This is a genomic window from Opitutus sp. ER46, from assembly GCF_003054705.1.
GTDB lineage: Bacteria > Verrucomicrobiota > Verrucomicrobiia > Opitutales > Opitutaceae > ER46.
The window spans coordinates 238258-260362 of sequence record NZ_QAYX01000025.1 but is presented as its reverse complement, the minus strand read 5'-3'; the positions used below and the strand labels follow the sequence as shown (position 1 = coordinate 260362).

Below are 22105 nucleotides of genomic sequence, written 5' to 3'. Positions count from 1 at the left end.
CCCCGCCGCCATGTATCTGAACCTCGTCCAGATTGCTGAGTCGTTCGGTGTTTCGGAGAACGTGATCGAGGATTGGATCCGCTCCGAAGGCCTGCCTCACGTGCCCGAACGAGGCCGGCTGCTGTTCGATCGCGCGCAAGTCGCCAACTGGGCCGCGGCGCGCGGCCTCGCCGCCCAGGCCGGTTTCCTGGCCCCTGCCGCGAGCACCCAGGCGACGTCCTGGCCGCTCGAGACGCTCCTGCGGCAGGGCGGCATCTGGCGCAACCTGCCGCTCGCGGAAATCACGCCGACTCTCGTGCGTATCGTCGAGACGCTGCCCGCCACCGCCCCCGCCGTGCGGCAGCTCGTCGCCCAGCGCATCAAGGCTCCCAGCGGCGTCACCCTTGCCCCCGTCGGCGGCGGCTTCGCCCTGCCCCACCCCAGCGCCCGGATCGCGCTGGGCCGCGACTCGGGCACGGTCGCGCTCCTGCTCCTCAACGAGCCGGTCCCCACCCCGGAACCCGCCGTCGATGGCCTCGGCGTCACCAAGCTCTTTTTCTTCATTGCCCCTTCCCCGCGCGCGCACCTCGACATCCTCGGCCGACTCAGCCGCCTGCTCTCCCGCGGGCCGGTCCGGGATCTCGTCAATCAGGGCGCGAGCGACGCCGAAATCCTCAACGCCGTGGCCGCCGCTGATGCGGCGCCCGCCTTGCCCCGCTCGGAGAACAAGTCGTGACGATTGGTCTGCTGCTGTCGGTCAGTGCGTTCTGCCTGCTCACCGGAATCCTCCTCGGCCGCCGGGCTCCCGGCTTCTGGCTCGGGCTCACGCTCCTCGCCGCCCTCGCCGCCCTCGGCGCGTGCGGCCAGGTCCTGCTCGGCGGCGCCGAATGGGACTGGCGCAGCGCCTTCCGCGTGGGCGGTGAATCCGTTCACCTCCGGCTCGACGCCGTCAGCGCCTGGTTTCTCACGCTCCTGAGTGTGGTCGGCGGCGCCGCCGCGGTCTACACGCGCGATTACTGGTCGGATCACCACTACCCGCGCTCCGCCGCTCGCAACCGCGCCTGGTGGAACGTCCTCCTGCTCACGATGGGGTCCGTCTTGGTCTGCGCGAATGGACTCCACTTCCTTATCGCCTGGGAGCTCTTCGCGATCTCCGGCTACTTTCTCGTCACCCTCGAGCGGCAGGACCGCGAGGTCCGCGCTGCCGGCTGGCTTTACCTCGCCGCCTCGCACGCCGGCACGCTCTGCCTCTTCGCGTTCTTCACCCTGCTCGCCGCCCGCGTCGGCAGCTGGGATCTCGGTCCGCTGCGCGACCGGCCCGAACTTGCCCCGCTGTTCTGGCTCGTCCTCGCCGGGTTCGGCGTGAAGGCGGGCCTGTTCCCGCTCCACATCTGGCTGCCCTCCGCCCACGCCAACGCCCCGAGCCACGTCTCGGCCATCCTCTCCGGCGTCGCCCTCAAGCTCGGCATCTACGGCATCGTCCGCTTCAGCGGCTGGCTCCCGGTTCCCGACGCCGCCGGCTGGGTCGTCATCGGCGTCGGCGCGGTCACCGGGCTGCTCGGCATCGCCTTCTCTCTCGCCCAGAACGATCTCAAGCGGCTCCTCGCCTACTCCTCCGTCGAGAACATCGGCATCATTCTCGTAGGCATCGGCGGCGGCCTGCTCGGCCTCACCCACGGCGACGCCGCCTGGGGCCGCCTCGCCTTCGCCGGCGCACTCCTGCACGTCTGGAATCACGGTTTCTTCAAGTCGCTGCTCTTCTTCAGCGCTGGCTCCGTCCTGCACGCCACCGGCACGCGCGACATGAGCCGGCTCGGTGGACTCTGGCGCGCGATGCCGTGGACGGCCGCGCTGTTCGCCACCGGCGCCATCGCCGTCTGCGCCCTGCCCCCGCTCAACGGCTTCGCGAGCGAATGGCTCGTGTACCTCGGGCTCTTCGACGCCGTCACCAGCCGCACCGCTGCCGCGGCCATCGCCACGCCCGCCATCATCCTGCTCGCGGTGACCGGCGCGCTCGCCCTGGTAAGTTTCGTGAAGGCCTCCGCCACGGTCTTCCTCGGCGCGCCCCGCACCGCCATCGCCCGGCACGCCCACGAGGCGGGCCCGTGGATGCGCGGCCCCATGCTCCTGCTCGCCGCGCTGTGCGTCACCATCGGCCTCGCGCCGGTGCTCGTCTGGCCGCTGCTGACCCGCGTCACCGGGGTGTGGCATCCCGGCTGGTCCGGCGCCGCGGTTGAGAGTCCGTTCCTGGGGCTCGGTTTCGCGCCGCTCCTGATCGCCAGCCTCATCGTCGGTGTCGTCCTGCTCGTCCGGCGAACCGTGCGGGTGCGCGGCAGCGAGCGGCAACTGACGTGGGACTGCGGCTACGCGTTGCCGACCGCGCGCATGCAGTACACCGGGGGCTCCTTCGGGGGTATCGCGGCGGGCTGGTTCAACTGGATCCTTCGCCCGTATCGCCGGCTGCGGCGGCCGCGCGGCTTCTTCCCGGCGGAGGCCAGCCTCATCGAGCGCGTGCCCGAGACCGTCCTCGAACACGGTATCCAACCGGTGGGCACCATCATCCTTCGGATTTCCACGGCCGTGCGCCGGCTCCAGCACGGCCATCTGCAATACTACATCGCGTACGTCGTCGTCGGCCTGCTCGGGCTGGCGGCGCTCGTCGCAGCGGGAGTGAAACCATGATTGCGGCACTCGACGTTATCCTCCGGCTCGCGGGCTGGCTCCTGCTCGCTCCGCTCCTGCCGGGTATCATCAACCGGGTCAAAGCCTGGGTCGCGGGGCGCCGCGGCCCACCCGTGCTCCAGCTCTACTACGACCTCGCGCGTCTCTGGCGAAAGGGCGTCGTGCTCAGCACGCTCGTCTCGCCGGGTTTCATCGCCGGGCCCGCCATCGCGTGGGTCGCCGTCCTCGGCGCCGCACTGCTCCTGCCGCTCGGCCCGGCCGGCGCCGCCCTCGGGTTCCGCGGGGACGTCTTGCTCCTCATTTACCTGCTCGCGCTCGCCCGCTTCGGCACCACCTGGGCCGCGCTGGAAACCGGCTCCGCCTTCGAAGGCATGGGGGCCGCCCGCGAGGTGAGTTACGCCGTGCTCAGCGAGGCCGCCATGATCGCCGCGGTCCTCTCGCTCAGCGTCCACACGAGCAGCATCACGCTGACGACGATGCTCGCCCCCGCCGCCGGCGCCGGCGCGCTCCTGCTCGGCGCCGGGCTGTTCGCCGTCCTGCTCGCCGAGAACTGCCGCGTGCCGTTCGACGATCCCAACACGCACCTCGAGCTCACGATGATCCACGAGGCCATGGTCCTCGATCACAGCGGCCCGCCCTTCGCCGTCATCCTGCACGGCGCCGCGATGAAGCTCCTCCTGTTCGCCCTCCTACTCACCGAGGCCGTCGTCCCCATCGGTGAACTGGGCTGGCTCGCCGCCACGGGCGTCCTCGCCGGCGGCGTCCTGCTCGTGACGATCGGCGTCGGGCTGGTGGAGTCGCTCCTCGCCCGGCTGGCGTTCCGCCGCGTGCCGCTGCTCCTCGTCACCGCCTTCCTCCTCTGCCTGTTCGCCCTGCTCGTCGCCTGGAGAGGAGGCGCGTCATGAATGGTCCCCTGAATCTCCTCATCGGCGTCGCGATGGGCATTAATCTCATCGCCCTCGGCATCGGCCGGGTGCCGTCGCTCATCACCGCCGTAGCCATCCAGGGCATCGCCCTCGGCGTCATGCCGTTCCTCATCGAGGAGCACGTCGGCCTCCTCGTCGGCAGCGTCGCCGTCGGTACGATCGTCGTGAAGGGTTTTGTCATCCCGACGCTGCTGCGCCGCGCGATGCGCACGGCCAACGTCGATCGCGAGGTCGAGCCGTCCATCGGCTTCGTCCCGTCGCTCCTGCTCGGCGCCGGTGGCACCATCGCCGCCGTCGCCTTCGCCCACACGCTGCCGCTCCTGCCGGAGCACGCGGGCTCGCTGCTCGTGCCGGGCGCCGGGGCGTGCGTCCTCACGGGCTTCGTGCTGCTGATCGGCCGCTCGACCGCCATCTCCCAGGTTTGCGGCTATCTCATTCTTGAGAACGGCATCTACTTATTCGGCCTGCTGCTGATTCACGCGACGCCGCTCCTCGTCGAAGCCGGCATCCTCCTCGATATCACCGTCGGCGTCTTCGTCATCGGCATCATCGTCGACCGTATCCAGCGCGCCTTCGATTCCCTCGACACGCGCAAACTCACCGTCCTTCGCGAATGAAAGACCTGCTCTTGATCATCGTGCCGCTGGCCGGCGCCGCGCTCGCCGCGGTCTGGCCCAGCGACCGCACGCGCCCCTGGCTGCTGCCCGTGATCGGGGCGGTGCAGGTAATCCTGTCGTTCTGGTTCCTCCTGGACCCGCCGCCCATCGCCGCCGGCGCCTGGTTCGGCTACGACCCGCTCGCCCGCGCCGTGCTGCCCGCAGTCTGCCTGCTCTTCCTGCTCTGCGCCGCCTACGCCGTGCCGTACCTGCGCATGCGCCCGGAGCGCTCCAACCGCGTCTTCGTCGCCTCGCTCCTCGCCATCCTTGGGCTGCTCTCCGCCGGACACCAGGCCCGCCACCTCGGCTTCCTCTGGATCGCCACCGAGGCCGTCACACTGGCCGCCGTTCCGCTCCTCCATTTCAACGGCACCGCCCGCGCGTTCGAAGCCACCTGGAAATACCTCCTCGTCGGCGGCACCGGTATCGCCCTCTCCCTCCTCGGCTCCTTCTGCCTCGGCTACGCCTCCCTCGCCGGCGGCGGCAGCGGCGACCTCACGTTCACCACGTTGATCGCCCAGGGGCCGACACTTTCCCGTCCGTGGGTCCTCGCTGCGTGGGTCCTCCTCCTCGCGGGTTACGGCACGAAAATGGGCCTCGCACCGATGCACACGTGGAAACCCGATGCCTACGGTGAGGCGCCGGGCATCGTCGGCGCCATGCTCGCTGGCGGCGTCACCACCGTCGCGTTCACCGCCATCCTGCGGGTGCGCGTGGTCGTGGCCGCAGCCGGTTCCGGCGTTGTCGCCGAGCGCACGCTCCTCGTGATCGGGCTGTTCTCCATGCTGATCGCCGCGCTGTTCCTGCTCGGGACGCGCGATTTCAAACGCATGCTCGCCTACTCCAGCGTCGAACACATGGGCATCCTCGCCTTCGGCGCCGCCCTCGGGCCCGCCGGCGCGTTCGCCTCCCTCTTCCACGTCTGGAGCAACAGCCTGACCAAGGGAGCGCTCTTCCTCAGCGCCGGCAACATCCGCCGCGCCGCCGGCGCCCGCACCGTCGACGAGGTCGCCGGCATGATGCTGCTCACGCCGCGCTCCGCCGTCCTGTTCGTCACCGGCATGTTCGCCGTCACCGCGTGCCCCCCGTTTGGCCCGTTCTTCAGCGAACTGCGGATCGTGCGCGCCGGGTTCGACGCCGGCCGGCTCGGCGCCACCGCCTTCTTCCTGGGCTGCCTGCTCTTCGCCTTCTTCGGCCTCACCCGTCTCGTCTTCGCCATCATCGACGGCCGGCCCCGCACCGCGTCCGTCCAAACCGCCCGCAGTTTCCCGGAAACTGCCAGCATCATCCTGCCGCCGCTCGTGCTCCTCGGCCTCTCGCTCTGGCTCGGCCTCGCGACGCCCGAACTGCTCCAGCAAACCTGGACCACCGCGGTGGCTGATCTCTACCCGACGCCATGAGCACCCCGCCTCTTTCTTCGCCGCCGGCGGCCGGAGCGTTCACCTTCCTCGCCAACGGCACCTCGCTGCCCTGGGCCGACCTCCCCGAGTTCAACGCCCCCGACCTCGTCCGCGCCACCGGCGCCGAGATCGACCGGGGCGCCCGGCTCTGCGCGTGGTTCGGCGTGCCCGAGGGCGACGCCACCCGGCTGGTCGCGGTGCTCGCGTTCGACGCCGACAGCACCCTCGCCGTGGCCCGCTCCACGCCCGTCCGCGGCAGCTACCCGGCGCTCACCGTCACCCACCCGCAGGCGCACATGTTCGAGCGCGAGGTGTGGGAACAGCACCACCTCAACCCCGAGGGCCACCCATGGCTCAAGCCGGTCCGCGCCAGCAACACTGCGGGCGACGCTCCCGCCGTCGGCGAGTTCTTCCGCGTCAACGGCCCCGAGATCCACGAGGTCGCCGTCGGGCCCGTCCACGCCGGCGTGATCGAGCCCGGACACTTTCGATTCCAGTGCGCGGGCGAGGAGGTCCTGCACCTCGAGATCGCGCTGGGCTACCAGCACCGCGCCGTGGAGGACATCCTGCCCGGCGGTCCGCATCGCGCGACGATGCACCAGATGGAAACCGTCGCGGGCGACACCACCATCGCCCACGCCACCGCCTACGCGAACGTCCTCGAGGCGCTCGCCGGCACCGAGGCCCCGCTGCGCGCGCAGTGGGTCCGCGCCGTGGCCCTCGAACTGGAGCGGCTCGCCAACCACACCGGCGACATCGGCGCCCTCGCGGGCGACGTCGCCTTCCTGCCCACCGCCTCCGCCTGCGGCAAGATCCGCGGCGACTTCCTCAATCTCAGCGCGCTCGTCTGCGGCAACCGCTTCGGCCGCGCGCTCGTTCGTCCCGGCGGCACGCGGCTCGACCTCGAGGCCGAACGCGCCACCCGGCTCCTCGAGCGGCTCAAGGTCGCGCTCGGCGAAGTCGAGGCCGCCGCCGGCTGGTTCTGGGACGCCGCCAGCGTCCGCGCGCGTTTCGAAAACGTCGGCGTCGTCTTCGGTCCGCAGGCCACCGAGATCGGGCTCGTCGGCGTCGCCGCCCGCGCCTGCGGTCTCGTCCGCGACGTGCGCTTCGATCATCCTACCGGCTGGTACCGCTTCGCCCAGGCCCCCGTGGCGGTCTGGCCGGGTGGCGACGTTTACGCCCGCGCCCGCGTGCGCTGGCTCGAGTTGCAGCGCTCCGGCCAATTCTTGCAGGAACAGCTCGCCGCCGCGCCCGCCGGTCCGGTCAACGAACCGCTCGGTCCCGCGGCGCCGGACACGTTCGCCGTTGCCCTCGTCGAGGGTTGGCGCGGCGAGGTCTGCCACGTCGCGCTCACCGACGCCCGCGGCGCCTTCCGCCGCTACAAGATCGTCGATCCTTCCTTCCACAACTGGACCGGACTCGCCCTCGCCCTTCGCGGCCAGGCGATCTCCGATTTCCCGATCTGCAACAAGAGTTTCAACCTCTCGTACTGCGGCTTCGACCTCTAGGCCGCGCCTCTTCCTATGTTCGTCTTTGACACCCTCACTCACCGGCTGAAGCGCGGCTGCGAGACGATGGGATACCCGCAGGCGCCCGCGCCTGCCCTGCCCGACCGCCATGGCGGCGCGCTGCGCGTCGACGCCGCGAAATGCTCCGACGGTTGCCAGCAGTGCGTCGAGGTCTGCCCCACCGGCGCAATCACGCGCCCTGCCGGCCAGCCGCTCGCGCTCGATCTCGGCAAGTGCATCTTCTGCCAAGCCTGCGTGGAGGTCTGCCCGCCCAAGGCGATTACCCAGACCAACGACCACCGCATGGCGGTGCGCAATCGCGGCGACCTGCTGCTCGGCGCTCCCGGTCAGGAGGAGGTGCGGCTCGCCGCCGCGCTCGACAAGAAACTCCTGAAACTCTTCGGCCGCTCGCTCCGCCTCCGCGTCGTGAGCGCCGGCGGCTGCGGCGGCTGCGAGGCGGACGTCAACGTGCTCGGGACCATCGGCTGGGACCTCAGCCGGTTCGGCATCAACTACGTCGCGTCCCCGCGTCACGCCGACGGCGTTCTGGTGACCGGCTGCGTTTCCCGCAATATGTCGCTCGCCCTGAAGAAAACGTACGACGCCGTGCCCGAGCCCAAGCTCGTGATCGCGGTCGGCGCGTGCGCGATCAACGGCGGACCCTTCATCGGCAGTCCCGAGGTGCTCAACGGCGCCAGCGCCGTGGTGCCGGTCGATTTGTACATTCCCGGCTGCCCGCCGCACCCGCTCACCATTCTCGACGGCCTCCTGCGGCTCCTCGACCGCCTCGAAGAGGGCAAACGCTAGTCGGCCTCGCCACGCCAGGTGAACGCGTGGCAGAGCGCCACGCCCGCCGCGTCGGCTTCATCTGAAGCCAGCGGCCGCCCGTGTCCCAGCAGCGCCATGACCGTTCGCGCCATCTGCTCCTTGCTCGCGCGACCGGCGCCCACCACCGCCTGCTTCACGCGCAGCGGCGGGTACTCGTAGATCGGCAGGCGGTGGAGCGCCGCGGCCGCGATGGCCGCGCCACGCGCCGCCCCGAGGATCTGGGCCGTCTGGAAATTTTGCACGTAGATCGTCTGCTCGAGGGCGACGTGACGAACATTCCTGCCATCGAGAAAGGCCGTCACCGCGCGATGGATTTCGGCCAGGGCGACCGGCATGGGTTGCCGCGCCGGGACGTGCACCGTCTGACAGCGCAGGAGGACGGGGTTGCGCCCCGGTTGAAACTCGATCAGCGCCAGCCCGGTGCCGCGCAGCGACGGGTCGATCCCGAGCACCAAGCCCGCGAAGGGCGTGCGCGGTTGCACCGTGAGCGAGCCTTGCAGGGTCGCCGCGGCGTTGCGCGGAACCGCCACGGGGCTGGCCACCGGCCGCCCCGCGAGTTTCGCCGCCCACATCTGCCGCACGTTCATCCGCGCCATAGCGAAGCCGAGGCTAGGGCGATCCGGAGATGCGACGAGAACTTAAACATCAGCTCGAGCGCAGCGGCGGCCGAAAGGAAGAGCGCCAGGTTTTCAAAGACCCGCTGGTTGATGCGATGCAGGAGCTTGCGTCCCACCCACGCGCCGCCGAACACCGCCGGTGCGAGCAGGAGATTGATGCCGAAGCTGGCGCTGTTGATCAGCCCGAGATGTACCATGAACGGCACCTTGAAGAGGTTCAGGAGCATGAAGAACACCGCGCCGGTGCCCATGAACTCGAGTTTCGGCAGCCGCATCGCCAGCAGGTAGATCACCATCAGCGGCCCCGCGGCGTTGGCCACGAGCGTGGTGAAGCCGGCGAGAATGCCGATCGTCGGGGCAAACCAAGCGCCATGCTCCGCCTCCTCGCCGCCCTGGCGCCGCCGGCGCACGAGGTGCAGCCCGACGAGCGCCAGCACGATCCCGCCGATGAGCCAGCGCGTCTGCTGCTCGTTGATCCGGCCCAGCGCGAGGTAGCCGATCACCACGCCGAGCGCGGTCCACGGAAACAACCGCCAGAGCAGATGCCAGGTGGCGTGACGCCGGTACGAGGCGACCGCGACCAGGTCACCAAAGCAGAGGAGCGGCAGGACGAGCCCGGTGGCCTGCTTGGCCGGCAGGATCTGCGCGAAGAGGACGACCGACAGCATGCCGAGCCCGCTGATGCCGGTCTTGGAAAGACCCACCAGCACCGCGGCCAAGATCGCCACCGCCCAGTCCCAGATTTCGAAGTTCATCGCCGGAAACCCGGCATGAGAACAGGGCCCCACGCCCCGCACCACTCCGAATCTCTCCCGCGGCTCCCGCCGCGGGAGAAAATGAGGGCGTCAGGGATTGAGGGATCAAGCCCCATTCCGCGCAACGCCGCCGGCTGATACCGCCGCCATGCCATTGGCGGCCCAACTCATCGCGAATCGCCGCTCGCACCTATACCGCGATCTATCAACACATCGCTCGACATCTCAAGTGGATCAACGAAGTCATAAAACGCTTCGACCGCCTGGCCTATAGGCACCTTTGTCCCCTCCCAGTAACCGATCGAAAGAAACAGATGCTTCTCCAACGTAAGAAATGACACCTTTCCTTTTCCAAGGTCATCCAACCTCGACAAACAAACGCGCTCCTCAATCTTTCGCTCCGATAGGTTTATGTAGTGATTATGTATTTTGAAATATGAAATCCTAATTGCAGCGCCGTTCTGGCCGCAGTAATCTGATCCGATAAGCCGACGAGCATAGTTTGCACCACGTCGCCAGAAGAAATTATACGCCCACTCTCGCGACTCAACAAACACTCCATCGACGCGCAGCTCACATCGCGAATACTCGCTATTGGCTCCTAGCATAAATTGTATATGATGCCAATCCGAGCACTTTCTTCCTCCGAGGCTTTCTATTGAAAACACATCCTCACGCCCCTTCCCGTTATTCAGAATAATGCGAAAACTACAATTAGGCAGACTGATCATTGAGAACCGCTCGCCAGTTTTCGGCTCGAAAAAATCAAACAGATACTCGGGGCTATCGGAGGGTTCAATCAGCTGTATTACTGTATTTATAGTCACGCCGTACTGCTTCTCCTCGCCAAAATCATTCATCGCCAGCGCCCACCTAAGCGACCTAACAACGTCGTCATACGTAACTATCGAAAACTCCATACCACGCGATTTTAGAATCTTATGAAGCTCATACCGATCAATCCCGTCATCCCGGCCAATAACCAAGAATCGATTCGGACTCTTGTTCACCACTATTCCATATTCTTTCTCAAATAGTATGGTGCTCGCCCGGTCATCGAAAAACTCGCCATAGCATCGCAACTGCCCAGCGTATTCTGTGGATATCTTTGCATAGAACTCAGTGCGGTTCTTCACCCTCTTCAAAACTCTCTCGCCGGGAGTCTTTATGTCACAGATCTCATACGTACCATCGACCCGTCGGACCAAAAAATCGGGGATGAGATCCCCTTGCGAAGTCCTCAGCCGAACGTGAGGAATGAAGCTGCTATACCCTAGCGCCTCAAAAGCACAAGTGTGTGCCTCAAAGAAGCGCTGAAAATCTGCTTCGCCGACCTCGGTCTTTGACAGCAAGACTTCCAGATCTCCAATTGCACGCTCGAGAGCAATATTTCGATTCACGAGATGAGGGGAAGATGGCAACACGGCCGTGGTTTGGCGACACTGCTAAGGTAGAGCATATCGATATTTAGAGACAACTCCGATTATTCAGCTGGATACCTATATCTATAAGTGGGCTGCTTGGCTTCGTGACCTCGCATTTGCGCGGTTACTGAACCCTGACTTCGCCTCGTTCGCGCGGATCCTTATGCGGGTTCGTTCGCCGATACACCCGCCCGAAATCGCTCACCAACGCGCTCTGTGCCGCGGTAAAGCTGCTGATCCCATCAAGAGCATACGTGGGCGCTGACACCCAGGGCGTCGGTACGCACTCTGCGAAGCCCGACGTGCAGCCGACTCAGCCCTCCGCCCGCGTGCGGGGCGAGATCAGCAATGTCAGCGGCACGCGACTTCGCGTTTTGGCTTGGTGCGTTCTGCCGGCCTGTTCTCCAGCCGGCGACTTAAGAATGCGATCTATTCCTCGGCGTCATCTTGTTCAGGCGCCGGCTGGTCGCGCGCCGCCAGCGCCGCGACGCAGCGATAGCATCAAAGGCTTTCTTCTTCACTGCTGTCAGAAATCCTAGAGGTTGAACGAACGGCGACCACTTTGGCGCCGACGGTCGACGTCTCCGGAGTGTTTCGCGATGACGAAAAGGAGTATGCGATGCATTACGCTGTTTGCTGCCCGATCTCACCGCCATCGGCCAGCTGTGACTTCACGCGGCAACCTCATCCCGTTCCGCGCTTTCGCGATGCAATCCGACTCGCTCCAGATTTTCGCGCCCGTTGGCGTCTTTCGCGGTTAGCTATCCGGCGCCTTGGTTGTTTTCGGACCTACCTGTTGGTCCGTGTATCGGTGTTCAGATTGCATCCAAACGGGCCCGCAACTGAGCAGGCTCAGGGCGTCACGGTGTCACATGGTTCTCTGGATAGATCCGCATCGGGTTTCCGCGGATCTACCCGGAATTCACGGAACTCGTTGCGCCAATACCACTCACAAAGCAGCCATGTGGGGCACATCGAAACCGGTTCGCGTCGGGTTGGTCCTTTTCGCATTGGTTGCCGCAGGCTGGCACGGTTCCGCGGCGGAGCCCACGCCGGGTGACGAGATCGAGGACGTAACCACCCTGGCAGCCTTCAACGTGAAGGCGGACCGCTTCGAAGAGTTTGGCTTTCGGGTCACGGGTCAGCTGGCGATTCCCGGTACGTCGTACGCCATGATCGCGGAGGTCTTTCCGAACACCGCGGCCTCAAAGGCTGGCCTGCGCCCGAGCGAATTGATCACCAAGGTGGACGGCAAGCGTCGCTCTATTTTTGCCCTGATCGGACTGGCGAAGACGCAGGACCGAAAGTGGGCGGCGCTCGCCGCCGGAAAGACGAACGTCACTTGGTCTTTCGGGGTCCATGCACCGGGATCGAAGGACCGGCGAGTTGTCACCATGACCATTCCATCGCCGGCTCCGCACTGGGGCAGCAAGACGTGGACGGCTCCGGAGGGTCGCGTCCCGGCGGAGGTAAAGGAACCCGGGCCACTTTCAGACCGCGCCCGGGATGTCCTGGATAACGGCATCTGGTCGGTGCTGCGGGCGGAAACCTTTTTTGGCGTGCAACCGCGCTACCTCGCGCCGGTGCTCGGTTACGAGTGGCGCATCGTTCAGCCTTCGGCGACGCACCGGATCTGGGTCACGCAACAGCGAGGGCGAACGGAAATCATCCGAGAGCAAAAGTCGCCTGCGCTGGGACACAGCCTGTTTTTGACCTCGCCCTCGGGTGCGCTCGAAAAGGCGTCGTGCCGTCCCGCAAAGAAGGCGAAGCAGGACGCGACCTTGTCCGACGAGGAGGTGCGCAGCCGCTTCGAGGCGGAGCTGGTGTTCTGGCTCACGCAGGTCGGCAGGGTTTCCGGTCGGTGGCCGTTCGAACCGTTGTCCGGGCAGGCGGAGGATATTGCCATCCTCGGCAAGCAGGCGGCAGAGACTGCCGCCGCGCCATCGGAGTCGTTTCTCAAGCTGCCGCGCGCCGACGATGCGCAGCGCGCGCTCTTCTCGGATGCGCTCGGGAAGGTCGGAATGGACGAGGACCGCTGGGCGTACACGGAAGCGGCACGGGCGTTTGGCGACGAACTCGAGACGACGGTGCGCGTGGATCCCTCCCAGCCTCCCGCACAGCGGACGGTACTCGTCGGTGTCGACGGCAAGCGGCCGAAATCGGCTCACCTCCAGCGTTGGCGCGATGAGTCGCGCAGCGCCGAGGCGATCCTCGGTGAGCTGCCGGGCGGTCGAGCTTGGTGGATGTGAGCGACGTCAGGGTTTTCGCAGAGGATGCCGCGTCGATCGTCTTCGAGCTTCCGCTCAGGGGGACATACGCCGAGCTGTCGTCGGACAAATTTCAGGCGCTCTTTCGCGTGAACAAAGCCCAGCGCGGGTTCGAAGAGATCACGATCAAGCTCCGGGCCGCCTTTCGCGTCGCGGGGGTGGCAAAGGTGACCGACGTCGGGATGGGCATACGCTTCCGCACATTCGACCCGGCGCTGGCGCCTCAGCCGGTGCTCCTGCGGGCCCGGGGGGCTGCGAGTCTTCTTCTCCTCAAAGTCTCGCGCAGCTATGAAGTCGCTCGCAGCGACTTCCTCCGCGTGGACCCCTGGCGCGCCCCGGCCACCGACTGAATCTCAGCACTGGCGCGCCAGCGCGTCACGCGACCAGCTTCAAGGGATGCACGCGCGCGAGGGCACGAGCGTGCTTCCGCTCGGCCAGCCAAAGGTCATAGGAGACCTGGAGGTTGAGCCAGTTTCGAGGATCGACCTGAAAGAAGCGCCCAAGTCGGGCAGCCGTATCAGCCGAAATCGAGCGCCGACCCGCCAGAATGTCGCTGAGCCTGCTCTGCGGGATCCCGGTCGCCTTCGCAGCGGCAAGTTGTGTGATGCCAAGCGGCACGAAGAACTCGTCCCGCAGGATCGTGCCCGGATGGGCCATGGTGAGTTTCGCAGGCATGAGTCAATGATAGTCTATGATTTCAACGTGTTCGGCATCAGTGCCAGTCCACCGGAAGCAGATTCTCCACTGGTCGTTAATGCGGATGCTGTATTGTCCTTTGCGTGTTCCACTCAGCGACTCGAGGCGATTTCCAGGCGGCATTTTAAGGAACTCGAGTTCGACGGCGGCATTGATCAATTGAAGCTTCGTGAGTGCCCGCTGCTGGATATTCGAGGGCAAACGACGTGAGCGCACCCCGTTCCAAAGCTTGGCGGTCTCATCGCTCCCAAAGCTTTTGATCACACGCCGGAACGTGTCCCAGGCAGAGGATCCGTCAAGCGGATTATCCGAACCGCAGATAACGCGTGGCGTGGCCCACTCCGAGCCTTCGTCGCGCAGTTCCAAGCGCCCGGTACTCCGCTTGCGCGGTGCAATCCCGCTCGCCCCCGATTTTCGCGCCCGTTCGCGTCTTTCGCGGTCACATGTCTGGGTGCCTTCGCTGTTCTCCTACCTCCGTCAGCTCTGTTTCTGCAGACTCACGCATCTCACCCAACTTCGCGCGGCGCTGGCGCCGCCCACTCCCACTCTCACTTTTTTCCAATCTCACCCGGCGACAGCCGCGGTCACGTCCCCGGCTTTCACGTCGAAGACCTGCCACGTGCCAAGTTCTGCATCCGGGAGGTGCGTGCCGGTCGCGATCACTTGCGCGGTCTCCGGGATCGCAGCCCAGAAACGGCGACGGCGTTGCGGGTCCAGTTCGCCGAGCACGTCGTCCGCCAGCAGCACCGGCACCACGCCGCTCCGCGCCTGAAACCACGCGGACTGCGCCAGCCGCAGCGCCAGCACCAGCGAGCGTTGCTGGCCTTCCGACGCGAAGTCCTTCGCCGCGGTGCCTTTCACCGTGAACCCAACGTCGTCACGGTGCGGTCCGACCAGCGTCGACCGGAATTGCGCATCCCGCGCGCGGCCCGACTCCAGTCGCGCCAGAAACGCCTCCACCGATGGTTCCGCAAAGCTCGGCTGGTACGTCATGCCCGCCGGCTCAACGGCGTCGCAAAGTCCCGCATACGCCGCCTGCATCGAGCGGTTCAGCTCCTCCACCCCCGCCTGCCGCCGCGCGATCAACTCAACGGCCGCCGGCGCCAGCGCCTGCTCGAACGCCGCAAGCTCCGCATCCACGACGCGCCCGCTTTTGAGCAGGGCATTGCGCTCCGCCAGCGCCCGCATGTAGCCGGTCAGCGCCCGCAGGTAGTCAGCGTCCATCGCCGCCAGCGTGAGGTCCAGCCAGCGCCGCCGCAGCGTCGGCGCGCCGCGGATCAGCAGGATGTCCTGCGAAGAAAACACCACCGTTGGGAACCGCCCGAGGTAATCTGCCAGCCGCGTGATCCGCGTCTGGTCGCACCACACTTCCTTCCCGTCGGCGCGAAGCTTGATCGTCACGTGCGTGTCGCCGAGCCGCTCGTGGTCCACGACGCAGGCAATCGCCGCGCCGGTCTGGCCGTGCGCGATCAGCACCTTGTTGTCCGTCGCCCGAAACGACCGCAGCGCCGTCAGGTAGCCGATCGCCTCCAGGAGGTTCGTTTTCCCCTGGCCGTTGGCGCCGACGAAGCACTGCTGCCGCCCGGCCAGATCGAGCGCCGCAAAGCCCACGTTGCGGAAGTGGTGCAGGCTCAGCCGGCGGAGGCGCATGGGCGATGGATCTGCCGCGCGGATCAACGCGCCCGCTCAGGCCGGAAACGCGGCGTCGATCTGCTCGCAGAAATGATGGATGAGGAACAGGTGCGCTTCCTGCGCCGACGCTCCCCGCTGGCCTGGCATGATGAGGTCGCACGTCGCCAGCCCCTTCGCCTTGCCGCCCCCGCGACCAAGGAACGCGATGCTCTCGAGCCCGCGCTGCTTCGCCTCGTGCAGCGCGGCGACGATGTTGCCCGAGTTGCCGCTCGAGGTGAGCACCACAACCAGGTCGCCCAGCTGCGCGAGCCCGGCGATCTGACGCGAGAACACCTCGTCGTAGCCGAAATCGTTGCCGATGCAGGACAGCAGCGAGCCGTCTGACGACAGCGCGATCGCCGGCAGCGAGCGCCGCGTCTTCGCATAGCGGCCGACCAGCTCCGTGGCGAAGTGGGCCGCCTCCGCCGCGCTGCCGCCGTTGCCACAAATCAGCAGCTTTCCGCCCCGCCGCAGCGTCGCGAGGATCAGTTCGTTGGCGCGATCGATCGCGGGACGGATCGTGGCCAGCGCCTGGAAGGTTCGGACGGACTCTGCAAGCGACTCGTCGAAGGTCATGGGAGCGAAGGAGGTCGGACAGCGTTTCGAGTCAAGGGCGTGGAGTCTAGCTCGGAGATTGTCCGGTCCGCCCCGCCAAGGAAGGCCGGTATTTTGGCGCTTGCCGCCCCTCGGGCGCCGCCACTTTCTGGGCGTTTCGAATGAGCAACCCATCCACTCCCGCCACCCAGGAAGTCGCCGTCATCAAGACCTCGTATGGTGAGATGACCATCGGCTTCTGGCCCGAAGTCGCCCCCAAGCACGTCGAGAATTTCAAGAAGCTCGCCCGCCAGGGGTTCTACGACCGCACCGCGTTTCACCGCATCATCAAGGGCTTCATGATCCAGGGCGGCTGCCCCAACACCAAGCCCGACGCCCACGGCATCCCCGGCACCGGCGATCCGGGCTACAAGGTGAAGGCCGAGTTCAGTGACCGTCCGCACGTCCGCGGCGTCATCTCCGCCGCCCGCGCCGCGCATCCGGATTCCGCCGGCTGCCAGTTCTTCATCTGCCACGGCGACGCCCGCTTCCTCGACCGCCAGTACACCGCCTTCGGCAAGCTGATCTCCGGTGACGAAGTTCTCGAGCAGATCGCCAACGTCCCGACCAAGTCCGGCGGCGGCGGCGAGAAGAGCACCCCGATCGACCGCGTCGAGGTCGAGAGCGTGAAGATCATCCCGATCCCGGCCTAAGCTTTCGTCGTTGCCCTTTCGTTTTTGCCCGCGGGCAAAAACGAAAGAACGGGCGGAAGAGAGCGACCCTCTTTCAAGCGCGGGCCCCTTTGGCCCGCGCTTTTTCGTGCCTCAGGGGGCTCGGATCCGCCAACTCTCTGCCCGGCCCCTTCTCTCGTTTTTGCGCCGGCAAAAACGAGAGTTAAGCCGCGCCGAGCGCCTTGGCCACGGCGGCGTTGGTGATCTTGCCGTCGCGCGTATTCACGCCGAGTGCGAGGCCCTTGTTCTCGTCGAGCGCGATCTCCACGCCCTTGCGCACCAGCGTGGTCACGAACGGCTCCGTCGCCTGCGTCAGCGCGAGCGTCGAGGTGCGGCCCACCAGCGCGGGCATGTTCGGCACCGCGTAGTGAATCACGCCCCGCTCCGCGTACACCGGCTGCTCGTGCGAGGTGGGCTCGATCCCCTCGATGCAGCCGCCCTGGTCGATCGCAATGTCCACGATGACGCTCCCGGGGCGCATGGTCGCGACCATCTTCTTGGTCACAACCGTCGGCGCCTTCGCCGCCGGGATGAGCACCGCGCCAATCACGAGGTCGGCCCGCGCGACCTCCTGTTCCACGTTCGAGGGATTCGCCAGAAGCGTCACGACGCGCCCGCGGTACTCGGTGTCCATCGCCTCGAGTTTCCGCGAGTCCAGATCGAGCACCGTCACCCGCGCGCCCATACCCACCGCCATCTGCACGGCGTGAGCACCGGAGTTGCCGGCGCCGAGCACCACCACCTGGCCGGGCATCGTGCCGGGCACGCCGCCGAGCAGCACGCCCGAGCCGCCATGCTGCGACTGCAGGAAATACGCGCCGATCTGGATCGAGAGCCGGCCGGCGATCTGGGACATCGGCTTCAGCAGCGGGAAGCTGCCGTCGAGGCCTTCAACCGTCTCGTAGGCGATGCCGAGGATGCGCTTCTTCAACAATTGCTGCGCGAGCTCCGGACCGGCCGCGAGGTGCAGGTACGTGAAGAGCGTCTGCCCTTCCTGCATCAGCTCAAACTCGGCCTCGAGGGGCTCCTTCACCTTGAGGATCAGATCGGCGGAGCGCCACACGCGCGCCGTATCGCCGACGATCGTGGCTCCAGCCTCGCGGTACTCCGCATCCGTGAATCCGGCGGTGAGGCCGGCCCCCTTTTCGAGGAGGACTTTGGCGCCGAGCATCACGCAGCGGCGGCACAGGCTGGGGGTCATCGAGACACGCGTCTCGCCGATTTTAATCTCTTTGGGGACACCGATTGTCATGCGCTGACGATGCCCAGCATTTGCCGTTTCACAAGACGCAAGCGGCTGACCCTGAGGGCGAAGGGTGAAGTCGGCTGTAGGCGGTAAGCGGTAGGCTTTAGGCGGCAAGGCACCAAGGGCTCCGCGAATCGCGGATAGGATGTCCTGAACGCACCACGCCTTCGCTCTTCCGCTCTCATCCTTCCAGCTTCAGCCTTCAGCGTTCAGTCCTTCAGCCTTCGCATCCTTCAGCCTTTCAGCCCTTCAGTCCTTCAGCCTTTTTTCCCCATGTCGGATCTCACCCCAATCCTCGTATCCGCTCTGGTTGCCCTGATTGCGCTGTGGCTCAGCCTGCGGCTGCGCCGGCAACAGCGGCTCCTGGCGGACCTGCCCACCTCGAAGACACAGGGTGTCTTCATCGGCCTCGTGGAGCTCGCCGGCACCGCCGAGTCCGAGGCTCCGCTGCGCAGCTTTCTCAGCGAGGAACCGTGCGTACATTACGCGTACGACGTTTCGGAGCACTGGTCGCGAACCGTGGTTGAGACATACACCGACAGCAAGGGCCGGTCCCAGACGCGCACGCGCACGGAGAGCGGCTGGCGGTCGGTCGCGAGCGGCGGAGAGACACGGGACTTCTATTTGCGCGACGACACCGGGGCCGTGCTCATCCGCCCGGAGAAGGCGACGCTCGAGCCCGCGACGGTCTTCGAGGAGACCGTCGGGCTCGGGCATCCCCTCTACTACGGCAAGGGCCCGGAGGGCGCCGTGCCGAACTCACAGCACCGCCGCCGCTTCGTCGAGACGGCAATCCCCCTGCACCGGCCGCTGTACATCGTCGGCCAGGCGCGGGAGCGGCAGGACGTCGTTGCGCCGGAGATCGCAGCGGCCAAGGACGCCGCCATGTACCTCATCAGCGTGCGCGCTGAGAAAAGCGTGCAGCGCGGCAAGGCGGGCTGGTCGTGGTTCTGGTGGGTCATCGGGCTGCTCGCGGCCGGCGTCGCCGGCTTCCTGCTGCAGAACGGCGGCGTGCTGCCGTTGCCCGTCCCGATCGCGATCTACCTCGCCGCGTGGGGACTCACCTGGACCTGGATGGTGTTCAACAGCCTCGTCGAGCTCCGCCAACGCGTGCGCCAGGGCTGGTCGCTCATCGATGTGCAGCTGAAGCGGCGCAACGATCTGATTCCCGGCGTCGTCGCCGTTGTGTCCGCGCTCCAAAGCCATGAGGCCACCACGCAAACCGCGGTCGCCGCGCTGCGGGCCCAGCTCGCCGCGACCCGCCCGGGCGTGGCGGGGCCGGACTTCGAGGGCGTCGCCGGCACGATTCGCGCCGTGGTCGAACGTTATCCCGAGCTCGTGGCCCAGGAGGGTTTCGCCCAGCTGCATCGCACGCTCGTGGAGACGGAGCAGCGCATCGCGCTCGCGCGGACGTACTACAACGACATCGCCACCCAGTTCGCCACGCGGCTCGAGCGCCTTCCCGACCGCTGGGTCGCCGCGCTCGCCCGCATGCAGCCCGAGCCACTCCTCGCCGCCGCCAGCTTCGAACGCGCCAGCGTGAAAATGCGGTTGGTGGAGTGAGCGCGGCATTCACCTCTTACTCTTTCTCCTGCACTTTCGCTCAATGCGCGCACACTGACGCCCACCGGCCGAATTGAGAGAAAGAGAAAGAGGAAGAGTAAGAGAAAGACTTCCAAGGCCCCCCCGGCCCCCACTTTTCCCTTCCCTCACCCCGCGCCCTTCGGTTCTCGTGTTGGCGAAAACCGTGACGAAACTCCTCAACCTCATCGTCGCCTGCGCGGAGAACCGGGTCATGGGTCGTGACGGAAAGCTGCCGTGGCGGATTCCGGAGGATGCCGAGCATTTCCGACGGCTCACGGCGGGGCAGGTTTGCGTGATGGGACGCATCGGGTTCGACACCTGGCCCGACGCCACGCGCGATCAGCGCCAGCCGATCGTCCTCACGAGCCGCCCCCTCGTCGCGGACCCGGTCGAACTCTCGCGCGCTGAAGCCCGCCGGCAGGGTTGCAGTTTTCCGATTCCCGCCCGCTCGCTGAGCGAGGCGCTGGCCGTTGCCGAGACAATCCCCGGCGAAATCTTCGTCTGCGGCGGCGAGCGGATCTTTAAGGAGACGCTTGCGCTGCGCCGCCCGATGCGGCTGCACGTCACGCTCGTTCACGCGGAGGTTCCAGGCGACCGCTACTTTCCCGAATGGCGCCAGCTTCCCTGGCGCGAACTCGACCGCCGCCTCAGCCGCGACGAACACTTCCAGTACACGTTCCTCACGCTCGAGCGCGTGGAACCAGGGAGCGACGGAGTGATGGCGTAAGAGTCAGAGCGCCCCCCAGAGGGCGCCCGTCGCTTCGCCTCGTAGCCGGAAGCGAACCGGGACGGGCGTCACCCCGTTGTGGGCGAAACCGGGGCAAACCGGTTATCCGCCGTCTTGCACGTGTGCTTGGTGATGCCCTCGCACCAGCCCACTCGCTCCACCGCAAAGACGTCAAACGCCGGCACGTAGGGCTTGATGTCCAGCAGCGGCGTTCCGTCGAGCATGTCCACGTCCGCGACCCACAGGGTGGCACCCTCGACGCCCATCAGTCGGACGACGGACATGCCGATTGCGTTGGGTCGGCAGGGCGACCTCGTGGCGAAGACTCCGTGCGGCTTCGAATCGAGATACGGCACCACCTCGAGCTGAGGCGGCGCCGTGCGGTCGAGCCAGTAGAGCAGCCAGATTCGGTCGAACCCCGCGAGATCCTTCAGGCCGGGCACGAACTCAGGCAGGAGTTCCACCGTGCCCGTTGCCCCCCCGGCATACGCACCCTGAACCGGCGTGCCCTGCGGCAGCGCAAACCCGGTCCGGATGGTACCTATGGGGCAGAACCTCATCGTCGATTCCATGATTCAGACCGTGAGCGCGCTTCAATCACCGAGGGCCGGGTCAGTCACCCGGCCGCTTTTTGCGGGCCGCTCAATCCGCAGCGCCTGGCCTTGCACCAGCGCCTCGGCGATCTTCCGGCGAGCACGGCCAACAATCCGGTCGAATGTCTGGCGGGACACGCCCATCTTCACCGCCGCCTCGACGTTGTACAGGTCCTCAAAGTCGGCCAACCGGATTGCCTCCATCTCGTCAGGCGCGAGGATAATTTCACGCAGTTCGCGCAATGGAATGCCCGCCGGCTTGAAATAATCGCTCGGAGGCGTGTGGCGAATGCAGCGGGGACAAGGTGGACGAGGCATGGGAAAGTTGGCGCTTGCCCGAAGAGTTTATGGGCATACGCTCATTACTCTCCAGGCTCATTTTCCCTTCGACTATGCAGAATCCAGCCACTCCACGGCGAGTCGTTTCCCGCGACGCCACGCCCACCACGAACAACGAAGAGGCCGCCTCCGTGGTCATCGGGCTCCCACTCACCGCCACGGGGGACTTCTCGCCGCACTTCGGCGCCGCCGCCCAGGTCGGGCTCTTCACGGTGGACACCTCCCAGCATCGAATCCTGGCTGCGAGAACCGCCGTCCCTCCCATGCCGGAGCCGTGCGGATGGGCCGACTGGCTCGGCCGCACCGGGGTGAAAGTGTTCCTCGCGGGCGGCATGGGCCGCGGCGCGCAGGAACGAATGGCCGCCGCCGGCGTCGCCGTCATTACCGGAGTCCCCGTGGACACCCCGGCGCTGCTCGCGCAAGCCTGGCTCAACGGCACATTGGCCGCCGGCCCAAACGGCTGTGAGGGAGCACACGGCCATCATCAACACCACGACCATGGCGACCACCACCACGGATGCTGCGGCCAGTGAATCCTGGCTCACGGCGCTCTGTGCTCGCGAACACGCGCGGTGCTTTGCGTGCCGTCCACGTCACGCCGGTGGCCTGGGATTGAGGTTCCGCCTGCAGCCTGACGGCACGGTGTGCGCCGATTGGGTCACTCCCGCCGGCTACGAAAGCTACGATGGAATCCTTCACGGCGGACTCATCGCCACCGCCCTGGACAGCGCCATGGTCCACGCGCTCTTCGCCCGAAACGTCGTCGCCCGCACGGGAGAACTCGACGTTCGGTACCGGCAGCCGGTGACAATTGGCTGCACGGTGTCGGTCCGAGCCTGGCTCACGAACGCCTACCCGCCGCTCTACCAGCTCGAGGCCGAGGTCTGCCAGAGCGGCGCAGTATGCGCACACGCACGGGCCAAATTCATGTCAACCTGACGG

General features: G+C 66.6%; 24 protein-coding genes. 14 read left to right on the top strand and 10 right to left on the bottom strand.

The window, feature by feature from the left end; translation table 11 throughout:
* Window positions 1-10 precede the first annotated feature (10 nt).
* Genes DB354_RS19440 through nuoB form a run of 7 tightly spaced genes read left to right on the top strand, consistent with a single transcriptional unit; the run spans window position 11 to window position 7958 of the window.
* Window positions 11-715: a PTS sugar transporter subunit IIA gene (locus DB354_RS19440; protein ID WP_107837305.1), complete on the top strand. Its 705-nt coding sequence runs from the start codon at window positions 11-13 to the stop codon at window positions 713-715.
* Window positions 712-2661, top strand: coding sequence for a proton-conducting transporter membrane subunit (locus DB354_RS19435; RefSeq protein WP_107837304.1), 1950 nt, complete (start codon window positions 712-714; stop codon window positions 2659-2661). Before DB354_RS19440 ends, DB354_RS19435 begins: the two co-directional genes overlap by 4 nt.
* Window positions 2658-3566 (top strand): NADH-quinone oxidoreductase subunit H, encoded by a 909-nt coding sequence (locus DB354_RS19430; RefSeq protein ID WP_107837303.1) that lies wholly within the window; start codon window positions 2658-2660, stop codon window positions 3564-3566. The genes DB354_RS19435 and DB354_RS19430 overlap by 4 nt, the downstream gene beginning before the upstream one ends.
* Complete coding sequence (locus DB354_RS19425) at window positions 3563-4204, top strand: hydrogenase (protein WP_107837302.1); 642 nt, start codon at window positions 3563-3565, stop codon at window positions 4202-4204. The genes DB354_RS19430 and DB354_RS19425 overlap by 4 nt, the downstream gene beginning before the upstream one ends.
* Entirely contained in the window at window positions 4201-5643 is a 1443-nt protein-coding gene (locus DB354_RS19420) for a proton-conducting transporter membrane subunit (RefSeq protein WP_107837301.1), read from the top strand. Before DB354_RS19425 ends, DB354_RS19420 begins: the two co-directional genes overlap by 4 nt.
* Window positions 5640-7151 carry a hydrogenase gene (locus DB354_RS19415; RefSeq protein WP_107837300.1) on the top strand — a complete coding sequence of 504 codons (1512 nt, stop codon included), beginning with the start codon at window positions 5640-5642 and terminating at the stop codon, window positions 7149-7151. The genes DB354_RS19420 and DB354_RS19415 overlap by 4 nt, the downstream gene beginning before the upstream one ends.
* 15 nt (window positions 7152-7166) lie before the next feature.
* Window positions 7167-7958, top strand: coding sequence for an NADH-quinone oxidoreductase subunit NuoB (gene nuoB, locus DB354_RS19410; protein WP_107837299.1), 792 nt, complete (start codon window positions 7167-7169; stop codon window positions 7956-7958).
* Here the strand turns inward: nuoB and DB354_RS19405 are convergent.
* The 3 genes from DB354_RS19405 to DB354_RS19395 all read right to left on the bottom strand — a co-directional run bounded on the left by DB354_RS19405 (window position 7955) and on the right by DB354_RS19395 (window position 10751).
* The gene (locus DB354_RS19405) at window positions 7955-8575 is read right to left on the bottom strand and encodes a crossover junction endodeoxyribonuclease RuvC (RefSeq protein WP_107837298.1); all 621 of its coding nucleotides are present in this window, start codon (window positions 8573-8575) and stop codon (window positions 7955-7957) included. The genes nuoB and DB354_RS19405 overlap by 4 nt on opposite strands.
* Entirely contained in the window at window positions 8563-9351 is a 789-nt protein-coding gene (locus tag DB354_RS19400) for a sulfite exporter TauE/SafE family protein (protein ID WP_107837297.1), read from the bottom strand. The genes DB354_RS19405 and DB354_RS19400 overlap by 13 nt, the downstream gene beginning before the upstream one ends.
* Window positions 9352-9518: 167 nt before the next feature.
* Window positions 9519-10751 (bottom strand): Shedu anti-phage system protein SduA domain-containing protein, encoded by a 1233-nt coding sequence (locus tag DB354_RS19395; protein WP_158277615.1) that lies wholly within the window; start codon window positions 10749-10751, stop codon window positions 9519-9521.
* 896 nt (window positions 10752-11647) lie between these two features.
* Between DB354_RS19395 and DB354_RS19390 the strand changes: the two genes are divergently transcribed.
* Entirely contained in the window at window positions 11648-13024 is a 1377-nt protein-coding gene (locus DB354_RS19390) for a hypothetical protein (RefSeq protein WP_146180333.1), read from the top strand.
* A 107-nt stretch (window positions 13025-13131) separates the two neighbouring features.
* The gene (locus DB354_RS19385) at window positions 13132-13392 is read left to right on the top strand and encodes a hypothetical protein (RefSeq protein ID WP_146180332.1); all 261 of its coding nucleotides are present in this window, start codon (window positions 13132-13134) and stop codon (window positions 13390-13392) included.
* A gap of 25 nt (window positions 13393-13417) precedes the next feature.
* Here DB354_RS19385 and DB354_RS19380 read toward each other — a convergent pair whose 3' ends face one another.
* The 4 genes from DB354_RS19380 to DB354_RS19365 all read right to left on the bottom strand — a co-directional run bounded on the left by DB354_RS19380 (window position 13418) and on the right by DB354_RS19365 (window position 15985).
* Window positions 13418-13717: a HigA family addiction module antitoxin gene (locus DB354_RS19380; protein WP_107837293.1), complete on the bottom strand. Its 300-nt coding sequence runs from the start codon at window positions 13715-13717 to the stop codon at window positions 13418-13420.
* A 3-nt stretch (window positions 13718-13720) separates the two neighbouring features.
* Window positions 13721-14002: a type II toxin-antitoxin system RelE/ParE family toxin gene (locus tag DB354_RS23035; RefSeq protein ID WP_107837292.1), complete on the bottom strand. Its 282-nt coding sequence runs from the start codon at window positions 14000-14002 to the stop codon at window positions 13721-13723.
* 300 nt (window positions 14003-14302) lie between these two features.
* On the bottom strand, window positions 14303-15388 hold the full coding sequence (locus DB354_RS19370; protein WP_107837291.1) for a DNA replication/repair protein RecF: 1086 nt from the start codon (window positions 15386-15388) through the stop codon (window positions 14303-14305).
* Between the two features lie 36 nt (window positions 15389-15424).
* Window positions 15425-15985: an SIS domain-containing protein gene (locus DB354_RS19365; RefSeq protein ID WP_158277614.1), complete on the bottom strand. Its 561-nt coding sequence runs from the start codon at window positions 15983-15985 to the stop codon at window positions 15425-15427.
* 140 nt (window positions 15986-16125) lie between these two features.
* Here DB354_RS19365 and DB354_RS19360 point away from each other — a divergent pair, with 140 nt between their 5' ends.
* Entirely contained in the window at window positions 16126-16656 is a 531-nt protein-coding gene (locus DB354_RS19360; RefSeq protein ID WP_107837289.1) for a peptidylprolyl isomerase, read from the top strand.
* Window positions 16657-16837: 181 nt separating this feature from the next.
* Here the strand turns inward: DB354_RS19360 and ald are convergent, their stop codons facing one another.
* The gene (gene ald / locus DB354_RS19355) at window positions 16838-17926 is read right to left on the bottom strand and encodes an alanine dehydrogenase (protein ID WP_107837288.1); all 1089 of its coding nucleotides are present in this window, start codon (window positions 17924-17926) and stop codon (window positions 16838-16840) included.
* Between the two features lie 267 nt (window positions 17927-18193).
* Here ald and DB354_RS19350 point away from each other — a divergent pair, with 267 nt between their 5' ends.
* Window positions 18194-19483, top strand: a complete 1290-nt coding sequence (locus DB354_RS19350) for a LemA family protein (protein ID WP_107837287.1) — start codon at window positions 18194-18196, stop codon at window positions 19481-19483.
* 169 nt (window positions 19484-19652) lie between these two features.
* Window positions 19653-20231 carry a dihydrofolate reductase gene (locus tag DB354_RS19345; protein ID WP_146180331.1) on the top strand — a complete coding sequence of 193 codons (579 nt, stop codon included), beginning with the start codon at window positions 19653-19655 and terminating at the stop codon, window positions 20229-20231.
* Window positions 20232-20299: 68 nt separating this feature from the next.
* Here the strand turns inward: DB354_RS19345 and tsaA are convergent, their stop codons facing one another.
* Complete coding sequence (gene tsaA, locus DB354_RS19340) at window positions 20300-20803, bottom strand: tRNA (N6-threonylcarbamoyladenosine(37)-N6)-methyltransferase TrmO (protein ID WP_107837285.1); 504 nt, start codon at window positions 20801-20803, stop codon at window positions 20300-20302.
* Between the two features lie 21 nt (window positions 20804-20824).
* The gene (locus tag DB354_RS19335; RefSeq protein ID WP_107837284.1) at window positions 20825-21142 is read right to left on the bottom strand and encodes a DUF134 domain-containing protein; all 318 of its coding nucleotides are present in this window, start codon (window positions 21140-21142) and stop codon (window positions 20825-20827) included.
* A 74-nt stretch (window positions 21143-21216) separates the two neighbouring features.
* Between DB354_RS19335 and DB354_RS19330 the strand changes: the two genes are divergently transcribed.
* Both DB354_RS19330 and DB354_RS19325 read left to right on the top strand, forming a co-directional pair.
* Complete coding sequence (locus DB354_RS19330) at window positions 21217-21696, top strand: NifB/NifX family molybdenum-iron cluster-binding protein (RefSeq protein WP_158277612.1); 480 nt, start codon at window positions 21217-21219, stop codon at window positions 21694-21696.
* Window positions 21662-22102: a PaaI family thioesterase gene (locus DB354_RS19325; RefSeq protein ID WP_107837282.1), complete on the top strand. Its 441-nt coding sequence runs from the start codon at window positions 21662-21664 to the stop codon at window positions 22100-22102. The genes DB354_RS19330 and DB354_RS19325 overlap by 35 nt, the downstream gene beginning before the upstream one ends.
* The last annotated feature ends 3 nt before the right edge of the window (window positions 22103-22105 follow it).